Origin of the sequence: Bradyrhizobium sp. U531 (assembly GCF_051710265.1) — a bacterium.
Lineage (GTDB): Bacteria > Pseudomonadota > Alphaproteobacteria > Rhizobiales > Xanthobacteraceae > Bradyrhizobium.
Window position 1 is genome coordinate 227,537 of the sequence record NZ_JASVEN010000011.1, and the last position, 10,117, is coordinate 237,653.

The 10,117-nt window shown below is 58.1% G+C and carries 6 protein-coding genes and 2 pseudogenes; 4 read left to right on the forward strand and 4 right to left on the reverse strand.

Annotated features, from left to right (window positions below; all coding sequences use genetic code 11):
• The first annotated feature begins 17 nt into the window (after positions 1-17).
• The gene (locus QRQ56_RS34460; RefSeq protein WP_438745907.1) at positions 18-1,232 is read left to right on the forward strand and encodes an ABC transporter substrate-binding protein; all 1,215 of its coding nucleotides are present in this window, start codon (positions 18-20) and stop codon (positions 1,230-1,232) included.
• Between the two features lie 1,009 nt (positions 1,233-2,241).
• Here the strand turns inward: QRQ56_RS34460 and QRQ56_RS34465 are convergent.
• Positions 2,242-3,009, reverse strand: a complete 768-nt coding sequence (locus QRQ56_RS34465; protein WP_438745908.1) for an SDR family NAD(P)-dependent oxidoreductase — start codon at positions 3,007-3,009, stop codon at positions 2,242-2,244.
• 202 nt (positions 3,010-3,211) lie between these two features.
• Between QRQ56_RS34465 and QRQ56_RS34470 the strand changes: the two are divergent.
• Positions 3,212-3,410: pseudogene (locus QRQ56_RS34470) on the forward strand (IS5/IS1182 family transposase); the annotation flags it as partial.
• Between the two features lie 1,260 nt (positions 3,411-4,670).
• Here QRQ56_RS34470 and QRQ56_RS34475 read toward each other — a convergent pair.
• Positions 4,671-6,263, reverse strand: a complete 1,593-nt coding sequence (locus QRQ56_RS34475) for a winged helix-turn-helix domain-containing protein (RefSeq protein WP_438745910.1) — start codon at positions 6,261-6,263, stop codon at positions 4,671-4,673.
• A 169-nt stretch (positions 6,264-6,432) separates the two neighbouring features.
• Between QRQ56_RS34475 and QRQ56_RS34480 the strand changes: the two genes are divergently transcribed.
• Together QRQ56_RS34480 and QRQ56_RS34485 are read left to right on the forward strand one after the other, a co-directional pair.
• Entirely contained in the window at positions 6,433-7,374 is a 942-nt protein-coding gene (locus tag QRQ56_RS34480) for a Bug family tripartite tricarboxylate transporter substrate binding protein (protein WP_438745911.1), read from the forward strand.
• A gap of 42 nt (positions 7,375-7,416) precedes the next feature.
• Entirely contained in the window at positions 7,417-7,746 is a 330-nt protein-coding gene (locus tag QRQ56_RS34485) for a hypothetical protein (RefSeq protein WP_438745913.1), read from the forward strand.
• 206 nt (positions 7,747-7,952) lie between these two features.
• Here the strand turns inward: QRQ56_RS34485 and QRQ56_RS34490 are convergent.
• Positions 7,953-8,639: pseudogene (locus tag QRQ56_RS34490) on the reverse strand (ABC transporter substrate-binding protein); the annotation flags it as partial.
• A gap of 886 nt (positions 8,640-9,525) precedes the next feature.
• Positions 9,526-9,894 carry a hypothetical protein gene (locus QRQ56_RS34495; RefSeq protein WP_438745914.1) on the reverse strand — a complete coding sequence of 123 codons (369 nt, stop codon included), beginning with the start codon at positions 9,892-9,894 and terminating at the stop codon, positions 9,526-9,528.
• Between the last annotated feature and the right edge of the window lie 223 nt (positions 9,895-10,117).

The following is a 10,117-nucleotide window of genomic DNA, read 5'->3' on the forward strand; positions in this document are numbered from 1 at the left end:
CACTGGGAGAATATTCGATGAGATCCTTCCACACATTCAGATTTATTGCCGCTGTGGCGCTCGTATGTACATCGCAGACGGTTGTCGCGCAGGGCAAATACGATGCCGGCGCGAATGATACCGAAATCAAGATAGGCAATATTTCTCCTTATAGCGGTCCGGCATCGATCTATGGAATCATCGGACAGGTTCACGCCGCGTATTTCAAGATGATTAACGACCAGGGTGGCATCAACGGGCGCCGGATCAATTTCATTTCGTATGATGACAGCTTCAGTCCTCCCAAGGCCGTGGAACAGGCGCGCAAGTTGGTGGAAAGCGACGAGGTCTTCGCGATTTTCAATTCGGTCGGCACATCGTCAAATTCGGCTATTCATAAATATATGAACAGTAGAAAGGTGCCACAGATATTCATCGCAACCGGCGCAACGAAGTGGGGCGATCCAAAGAACTTTCCTTGGACGATCGGATGGCAACCGAACTACCAAAGCGAGGGTCGGGCTTATGCCAAATATCTATTGAAAGACCATCCCGGGGTCAAAATTGGCGTTCTGTATCAGAACGATGATTTCGGAAAAGATCTTCTGAAAGGATTGAAGGACGGGCTCGGAAGCCATGCCTCGCTGATCGTCGCAGAAAACAGCTACGAAATTACTGAACCAACGATCGACACCCACATCGTCAAACTGAAGGCCGCCAATGTGGGCGTACTTGTGAGCATGACGACACCGAAATTCGGCGCGCAGAGCATTAAAAAGGTCGCCGAGCTTGGTTGGAACCCCGTGCACATTATCAGCTACATTAGCTCCTCGCTCAGCGCCATCAAAGCGGCGGGCCTCGAAAACGCACAAGGGCTTCTATCGTCGAATTACGCGAAGGACGCGACGGATCATCGATGGAAGAATGACCCGGGTATCAAGAGGTTCACAGAATTCATGGACAAGTATTTGCCCGACGCAGATAAGACAAATGGCTCGGCCCTGTACGCTTACGGCGTGGTGCAGACACTCGTGCATACGATACAGCAGTGCGGCGACGATCTAACGCGAGAGAATCTAATGCGCCAAGCGGCAAACCTGAAGAATCTCGAGAACGATATTTTTTTGCCAGGGATTAAGATCAACACGAGTCCCACGGATTTCTTCCCGGTCGAGCAGTTTCAAATGCAGCGCCTGACCGGTGATCATTGGGAAATGTTTGGAGACATTCTCGATGGCGAGGTTGGCGACTAATCGAACATTTCGCTACAAAACTCCCGCATTCACTTTGGTGGGCAGAATCGACTCTTTTTTTTGCAATCCACATTTGTGTTGACACACACTGTCGCAGCTGCTTCGCCTGGATCGAGACGGCGATTGGCGTTCCGGGCGGGGGCAACGATGCTCGATCATGCATCGTTTGTCGATCTGAACGGCTACCCACATTCGTGAGGCCCGCCCCGTCCAGAGGAATGAAACACCATTCTGAATCATCGCTTTAAAGCAGAAACACGCGACACGATGCCGGAGCAACTCCCCCTTTTTGAAACTCGCCTGACGAAGCGCGGCCGGACGTGCCGGTGGTACCTCTGCACGATCGAGGGCTACGCCGTCATGCAGGGCTCCGAAGGCAGCAGGTCCGCCGCTAAATACCAGGCCCGTCGCGCGCTCTTCCTAATGTTGCTGGCTTCAGCCAATCGATCGCACTGGCTTGGCAATTTCGGCGGGACTCCACCGCGCCGAAGCCGTTCATCAGCTGAATGAGAACGTACGGACCTATCAACCCTCGCCACTACGGCGTTGTCGTAACTTGGCGCCGTCAGGACGCCATCCAAGAAGAACGAGCCACTTGGCCTCTGCCGCGTATTCCGCGCGACTTGGACAACGGAATAAGCTATTAAAGTTACACTACCGCTTCGTAAGGAGGGTATTTGGCGCACACAATCAACCCGTCGCGTCTGGCTCGCACGTCAGGTAGCAGCTCGTGCAGAGGGGCAACGGGTTACCGGTCGAGGGCTACCATCGCGGTTTCGCAAATTGGATTGAATCAAGCCCGTCGTCGCATCAGATCCCGTCAGCCTTTCAAGCGTGACTGCATCCAAGTGGATGTCGTTCCCGCGACCGGATGGTGAGAAGCGGAAGCATGCCAGAGCGGTCTAACGAATGCCCAGCTTGCTCATTCGATTGTATCTATCGCGCACATGCCATGTATAGCAAGTGAACCAATAGCGTTCGGCTCGCTCCCGACGTGCTTACGCTCATCTCAAATCGTTTGACCGCCGTCCACTACTATTGTCTGCCCCGTCATGAACGAGCCTGCCTTCGATGCGACGAGTACGGCGACCCCGGAGATCTCGTCCGGATCACCAATGCGTCTGAGCGGGGTATTCGCGGTCGCTCGGGACAGGGTCTCAGGATCGTCCCAGAGCGCCCTTGCAAAGTCCGTCCTTATGAGACCTGGTGCGATCGTGTTCACGCGGACATTGTACTTTCCGTACTCCACGGCAAGGTTACGCGCCAGTTGCATGTCAGCAGCTTTTGAGATGCAGTAGGCGCCGATTACGGGTGAGCCGCGAAGTCCGCCAACGGACGAGATGATAACAATCGCGCCATCCCTACGTTCGATCATCCCGGGAACGACCGCAGCGATCATCCAGTGATTTGCAATGATATTGTTCTCGAGAATTTTCCTGAACTGCTCATCTGAGATGTCGCTTTGCCGGCCGTAGTACGGGTTCGATGCGGCGTTGCATACAAGGATATCTATCTTGCCGAATGTCGCCCGCGTGATCGACGCGAGGTTCTCGAGGTCATTCTTCGACGAGATATTCGCGGGCACGGCGATCGCCCGCCCGGAACCGTATCGCTGATTTATTTCATTGGCGACCGCTTCGCATGGGCTGGCTTTTCGCGACGATATTACGACTTGCGCGCCGTGCTCGGCATAACGTACCGCAATCGCCCGACCAATACCGCGGGATGATCCGGTTACAATGGCGACCTTGCCGGTCAAATCGAAGAGCGATGACATGTTTTCTCTTTCGTACCTACCGTCGCAAATGGGTCGATTAGCAACGATGCAATCCACACTCTTCGTCGCACGCCTTCAGGAGGCACTTCCGGCCAATGGAAGAGGCCCATTCGGTCTAGCGGCGAAGCGAGCGCCAGCCTTCCCGCACTTATTGCACTTGCATCAATAACCCTTGGCGGTGGGCCCAAGGATTCCCATTTCGGGCGCGCTCGCCGTCACCCCTTACAACTCTTCAGGGGCGCTCAAATCTCAGATCGTCAAGTATCTCCACGCCCAGCGCCATCTCGTGAAATGCTGCCTCCTTAAAGCTTAAGAAGTTTCGTCGCGTGGCAACCCGCTTCGAAACGACCGCCCGAAGTTCGGCCATCACTCCCGCTGCCATCGTCTTTTGGATGCGATAAATGTCCGCACCAGCTAGGCCCGCACGGAGGAGACCGGTCGAGAGACCTACGACGATGCGACGCCCCGCGAGGTCTTTTCGGCCAACTAGGGAGGCAGATACGGCCAGAGTCGGGGATTGCGCTTGCGGCGAAGGGAACGCTCGTCATTTTGCTTGTCGGCGTCACCTATTCTTTCCGCGTTCTCCCAAACTGCCAGGGCTTCATTTTGTAGCCCTGGCATTTTTTTGTGCCTTGTGACGTATCGGAGCCCTGCAGCCAGGACACAACTGGGCCCGCGGTCCCGGACCGCTTGAGACGCGCCCCCTGGCGGAACACACCCTTCATGGGATGTCGGTTCTCGATCAACTGGCATGACCAGTGACAGTCGTTCGTTTGGAGGTCACGTTCGCCCCTCCGCGCCACTCATCCCGCCGTTTACCGAAATAATCTAGCTCGTTATGTGTTGGGCGAGGCCCTTGACGCCGTCTCGCCTCCGATCCGCCCCAGAGATATTTGCGCGACTACGTTATCCATGCCGCGTTTCTCCCAAAGTTCGTCGCCCATTTGCAGAAATACTCCGAGTGCGGTCGCTGTATCATTTTGTCCTATGCTTCGAAGGATGGCTCTCAGCCGGAGCCGCCCATGAGGCGTCGGCATTGTTGACTAGGCCGTGGGCCCATAGATTTACCGGCCGGACAGCCTGAGACGTCCGCTGTGCTCCAATAGCCGACGTATTATTGCACGGCAGCGAAACGACGCTAAGGGCCATAACCGGACAGCAAGTGCGCTATCCATCTTTGTGTTGATCGTGAACGATCTGCATCAAGCAGACAGTTACGCGGGCACCTTCGGCGTAGCTGATGGTCGGGTCAATTGTTTGGGCGATAAGCCGGACTTCATCGACCATCGCCCGCGCGCGCTCCTCGTCTCCGCACCCCATAACCTGCCGAAGTCTCTGCATGAGGTGGCTATCCAATGATATTTGACGAGCCACGGGATCAAGTTCCTCCCCCGAGCGCATCGGCACTCGTGTGATCGGCGGGGGCTCACGCGGCGCTTTCGGTTCGCCAAGTGAATTGATCTTGAGAACTCCCCTTTGGGGTTTATCGTCTGTCATAGCCGCAGGGTCCAAGCCGGATCGAAGGTTTGTGAGACGACCTTAGCACAAGAGCGTTGATGACCGCTTGGGGTCAGTAGCCGCCCTGGGCAGGCATCGGCGTGAAGGTCCACTACGGGCCATAAGCGTACTTGACAATCTTTCTGAAGAAACTGCTCACGGAGCTACTCCGGCATTCCGCTGCCGCGTAATCCGTCTATGAGAAGATCTAGCATCCATGGATTTCTAAGTGATTGAAGCGTTCGCGAACGCGCCAGAGAAGAGTTGGTCTGCCGCTCCATTAGCGCCGCACACTCCCGTCGTGCCTCCTCGTGCTCACCCGCGTGCCAGAGTGCCGCGATCATGAAGCGGCGGGGGGCGGTTGCCTCCGGCGTCGTCGCGATCGAACGGCGCGCGGCGTCTACCGCTTCCTGGAAGCGGCGACCCACCAATAGCGCCACGCTGCGCGCGGAATGGACATCCGATTGCAGCGGTGACAGCGGGTCGAGCCGCTCGGCCTCGGCGAGTCGCTGCAGGGCGCGATCGGTGTCGCCACTCCATGCCGAAACCCAGCCGCCGAGCCGCCACGACTCGGCGCTGTTGGGGTTCATCTGCAACGCGAGATCGAGCAACGCGCCGCCTTCAGCATGTTCGCCGCCGACCACGGCCAGCAAATGGCCGCTCAACGCGAGAACTTGCGGATCGGCGCGGTCCATGTTGAGCGCGGCACGAGCCAGCGTCAGCGCGAGGGCGGCGCCTTTCGCGTAGTCCGCCTCGGTGCCGAGCCAGACGCTGGTCGCCACGCAGCGCCCGAGCAACGCGGTCGCCAGCGCAAAATGCGGATCGCGTTCGATCGCTGCTTGCAGCAGGCCGATCGCCTCGCCATTGCCGCGGGGCGTCCGTGAATAGTAGCCTGGCAGCGCGCGTAGATAGCAGTCGAACGCGTCGAGATTCGCGGTGCCCCGCCTCAGCACGCGCTCGACTTCCGCCCGCAGCAGGCGGGGCTCGATCGCCGCTGCGATGGAAGATGTGATCACTTCGTAGAGACGCAGGATGCCGGCGGCTTCGCTAGTGAAGCGCTCCTGCCAGACCTGCCGTCCGGTCGCGGTCTCGACCAGGCGGCAGCGGACCACGATGCCGTCGTCGGTCTGTTCGAGCGAACCGTCAACCACATAGCGGATGCCAAATTTTCGTGCGGTCAGCAGGCTGTCCGCCATTTCACCGCCGGCCGCGATCGCGGCAGCCGACGCATGGGCGAGTACGAACAACCAGCGGAACCGCGAAAGTGCGATCGAAATTTCTTCGACGAGGCCCGCCGCGACGTAACCCGGCGTGCGCTCGCCGAGCGTCCGGAACGGCAGCACCGCTATCGATGCCCGGTCAGCCCGCGGGGCCGGTTCAGACGCAGGAACTTGCGGCGCCACATTGCTCAATTCGCAATCGAGCATGTAACCGCGGCGCGGCATGTAGCGCAGCAAGCGCCCGTTCCGATCGTCGAGGGCTCGGCGCGCATCCTTCACAGCCTGAAACAGGCTGTCCTCGGTGACATGGACGTCGCCCCAGATCCGGTCGAGCAGCTCGACCTTGTCGAGCGGGCGTCCTTCGGATGAAGCCAGCGCGATCAGCAGTTCGAGCGCTTTGGGGCGCAACGGTATTTCATCTCCGTCGCGGCCGATCAACCGGCCTTTTCTGGGTTCGAGCACGAAACCGTCGAAGCCGACGGGTTGCTGCGAAGGCGGGTCGTCCCCCCGGCGCGATGACGGTGAAGCTTCTGCCATGGCTGCAATTTCAGCACATCTTCAGCGGTTTGTCAGGACGGACGGTGCGTCACATGGGATGGTGAACACCATGAAGACAAACCGAGGTTATCCTATGCGCCACAAAACATCCGAACCCGTCGCCTTTAAGGCAGTTTCGCGTAGGCAGGCCATAGCAACGCTGTGCACCATGCCGATGCTGATCAAATCCGCTGCGGCCCAGCCCGCCTGGCCGACGCAGCCCGTTCGTATCCTTGTCGGGCAGCCGGCGGGTTCCGGTTCCGATCCGATGGCGCGGGGCCTCGCGCCTCACCTCGCCGCCGCGTTCGGTCAGCCCTTCATCGTCGAGAACATGCCGGGTGGAGGTGGCGTCACGGCCGCCGCGGCCGTCGCCCGGGCCACCGACGATCATACGATCGGCATCGTCCTCGGCGGTCCGACGACCACCGCCAAGGCCTTGAATCCGGCGTTGACCTACGATCCGGCCAAAGACTTTCAGCCGATCAGCCTGCTAAATCGCTCGTCCTTTATTCTGACGGTTCATCCCGGCAATTTCGCCGGACGCAGGTTTGCCGATGTCGTCGACTACGCGCGGGCGCATCCGGGCAACCTGTCCTACGCCTCGATCGGACCTGGCACCGTCACCCATCTCGCGATGGAAGAATTGAAGTCGCAACTGGGGCTAAATATCGTTCACGTGCCGTATCGCGGATTTCCGCAGGCCACGCTGGATCTGGTCGCCGGCCGCTGCCAATTGATGTTCAATCTGGCAACCGCCGCATCGGAGCACGTCGCCGCCGGCAGGCTCGTTGCGGTGGCGCAGACCGGCGCGAAGCGGCTCGACATGTTCCCCGATGTGCCGACGCTGTACCAACTCAATGGCGCATTCGAACCATTCTTCGGTTGGTCGGGGATGGTTGCGCCGGCCAGCTTTCCCGAAGCGCGCGCCAAGAAAATAGCAGAAACGGTGCGTACTGCGGTTGCAAACGATCCCGGCGCGCGCGGCGGCCTCGATCGCGCCGGCAGCGAAATTCTCGGCACCGATCCGGCGGAGCTGCAAGCGTTGCGGGACAGGGAAGCGGCCCGCTGGACCGCAGTGATCACCCGGCTCGGCTTGCGCTCGACCGAATAACGCATTCACCAGACATCGTCTCTCCCACCAGGAAATTCGGTCATGAAAAGTCCGGAAATGATCATCTTTGTCGCGTTCGCCGTTGCCAATGTCTGTCGACTGCTGGCTTATATCCCGCAAATCTCGATCCTCCTTAGACAAAACGACCCTGCCGCCGTCTCGTCAGCGACCTGGTTGCTTTTCGCAGTGTCGAACGGCGTCACGGCTGTCTATGCGGCGTGGATCGTAGGGGACGCGGTCATGGCGACGACCTTCATTGCTAACACGATCTGCTGCGTCATGATTGTCGCGCTAGTTTACTACAAGCGTCAACAAATGCGCCGGAAGTATCGCTGCAGCCGCTCGGCCGACTTTCAAGAGAGTTCTTGCTGACGTCCGCACGGCATCGACATCGGCAAGGAAGTCTTCCACGTCGTCGGTTTCGGCATTGACGGAAAGATCGCTTTCCGACAAAAGGCTGCCCTCGGTAACTCCGCGACGTCTTTCCGCTCGACCTTTGGAAGCGGACTGTACGGGCCCGAATGGAGAGATCAGCCACGGGCCACAAACGGACTCATGCACCGCAACAAAACTTGTTGTTATTCGATCACTTCATCGGCGCGGGCGAGGACGGCTTGGGGCACTTCAAGACCTATAGCCCTGGCCGTTCGCAGGTTAATCAACAACTCATATCTGGTCGGCGCTTGAACCGGTAGGTTCGCCGGTTGCTCACCGTTCAATACACGATCGACATAAGTAGCAGCGCGCTCATAGCCATCGTTTGCGGCGGGCCCGTAAGAGACGAGGCCACCGTTCGAGACAAACAATCGGAAAGGAGATACGGTTGGTAAGCGAAATCGCAATGCCAACGACATTAACAAGTCGCGATGAATGGTTGCTGGCGAACTGGCCGTGATGATTACTCCACCATTGCGCTCACGCGCGAAGGCCGCCAATGCCGTTCTTGTCTCCGCCAGGTCTCGCGGATCAATCGCCGTCAATTCAAGCTCTGACGACGATGATGCTACCGTCTGGATAGCGGCGAACTGACCAATTCCGGCGGCCATCGAAGGATCTCGAATCACCGCAACCCGCTTCAAATTGGGCGTAAATTCCTTCAGCAACTCTAGCCACTTGCCACTAATGCTACACTCGAAGGCGGTAAACCCCGTCGTGTTGCCGCCCGGCCGCGCGAGACTGACAACAAACCCAGCCCCGACCGGATCGATAACATTCGCAAAAATGATCGGAACGTCACGAGTAACTCGCTGCAAAGCGGCTACACTCGGACTGGCGGAGGCTTGCTAGGAGTACGTCCGGTCTAACTGCGATTAACTCCTTTGCGTATTCGTGATAACGCTCTGCACTCTCACCGGCCCAGCGGACTTCTGTGTGTAAATTCCTTCCCTCAATCCAACCGCGCTTTTGTAACGCCAGCGCGAATGCCCTGATCCGGGCCTGACCTTCGTCGCTGTCAGTATTTAAGTTGACGAGAATGCCCAGCTTTCGTATTCGCGCGCCGTCTTGTGCAGGTGCCACAGCCGGAAGTGCCAGGGCCCCACTGCGAAAGATGCGATCAACTCCCGTCGCGTCATGGAATCCTCCTGTCAAAGGGTTGGGTCAATTTATCTACTTGATCACAGATCGCGGCCAACCTCCATCATCGCTTCTGCGAACAACGCCGCAGATGGGTCAAAATCGGCCATCCAGACCGCTGCAATCAGTTTCCGCTCCACAGCCGATAGCCGACGGTCCAACAAGCATTTCGCTGGGCAGCGAAGGGCCAGATCCGGACATCAACAGGACTATGCCAAGGCATGACAACTTGTCGGCGTTGAAGTCCCTGCCACCTCAATCCATCCCGCCAATGACGCCGAGAAAGGAACCGCCGAAGAAAGAGGCAACAAGCATCATCAGATCTGCCGTCGCGGTGGGACTAAGTTCTGGCTCGTGTAAAAAATGATGAAATCCGAGCAACACCAGCAGACAAAAGCCTGCGCAGATTGTCGGCATAAGCGTCCGCCGTTGTGCTGCGCGCCGCTGGGCATCAGTAGCCCAGTGAGGCTGTGATAGAGTTCTGGATCGACGAAACGATAGCGCGGCACTCACGACTACTACGATCAGACAGGCAGTGAGGAAGTACATTGGCGCCTTAACCATCTGGTATAAGTCTCAGCCAGTGATCTCCCGCGCGGCGGCGTGCTGCTCCGCTGAACCATTCAGCCAAAGCCCGTAGCCGACGGCGGTATGAAATACGGCGTATGTGAGCGCATTTTCGATGATGACGGACGCAGGCCCGTCGTGGGTGATAAAAGCCTTCTCGGCAAACCCAATAGCATAATACGCAAAATAGGCGCCGGCGCCCCCCCGCCAAAATGTCCCGGGAAGAAAGTCAATTTTGAACGCCATCAGCACAAGACCGCTCGCCGACAGCACCTCAATGGCGAGGTCGACAATCTGCACAGAACTGAAAGTCCCTGCGTCGGCGATACCATAACACGCGAGCAAGACAGCGAAGAATGCAAAGAGCTTCCAACCCACGTAAACCTCCTTCTCGCGGTACGCGACCTTAGGTAGAGGTCAATGGTAAAGCTATCGCTGCTAGGCTTGGTTTAGCTATGGTTACGACGATCGCCCAAAGCTTACGAAACGGAAAACTCGATCCGGGCAGGGCAGGCGGGCGTGTGGCTTAAGTCAGCTAATGGGATGGACCGGCTGCTTCCCCCGCGGCGATAGTCTGCAAAGACTACCGCGCAGCATCCGG

Excerpts from the sequence above, each read along its gene's own strand:
- QRQ56_RS34460 (WP_438745907.1), top strand. The coding sequence starts at position 18 with ATGAGATCCTTCCACACATTCAGATTTATTGCCGCTGTGGCGCTCGTA.
- QRQ56_RS34465 (WP_438745908.1), bottom strand. The coding sequence starts at position 3,009 with ATGTCATCGCTCTTCGATTTGACCGGCAAGGTCGCCATTGTAACCGGA.
- QRQ56_RS34475 (WP_438745910.1), bottom strand. The coding sequence starts at position 6,263 with ATGGCAGAAGCTTCACCGTCATCGCGCCGGGGGGACGACCCGCCTTCG.
- QRQ56_RS34480 (WP_438745911.1), top strand. The coding sequence starts at position 6,433 with ATGCCGATGCTGATCAAATCCGCTGCGGCCCAGCCCGCCTGGCCGACG.
- QRQ56_RS34485 (WP_438745913.1), top strand. The coding sequence starts at position 7,417 with ATGAAAAGTCCGGAAATGATCATCTTTGTCGCGTTCGCCGTTGCCAAT.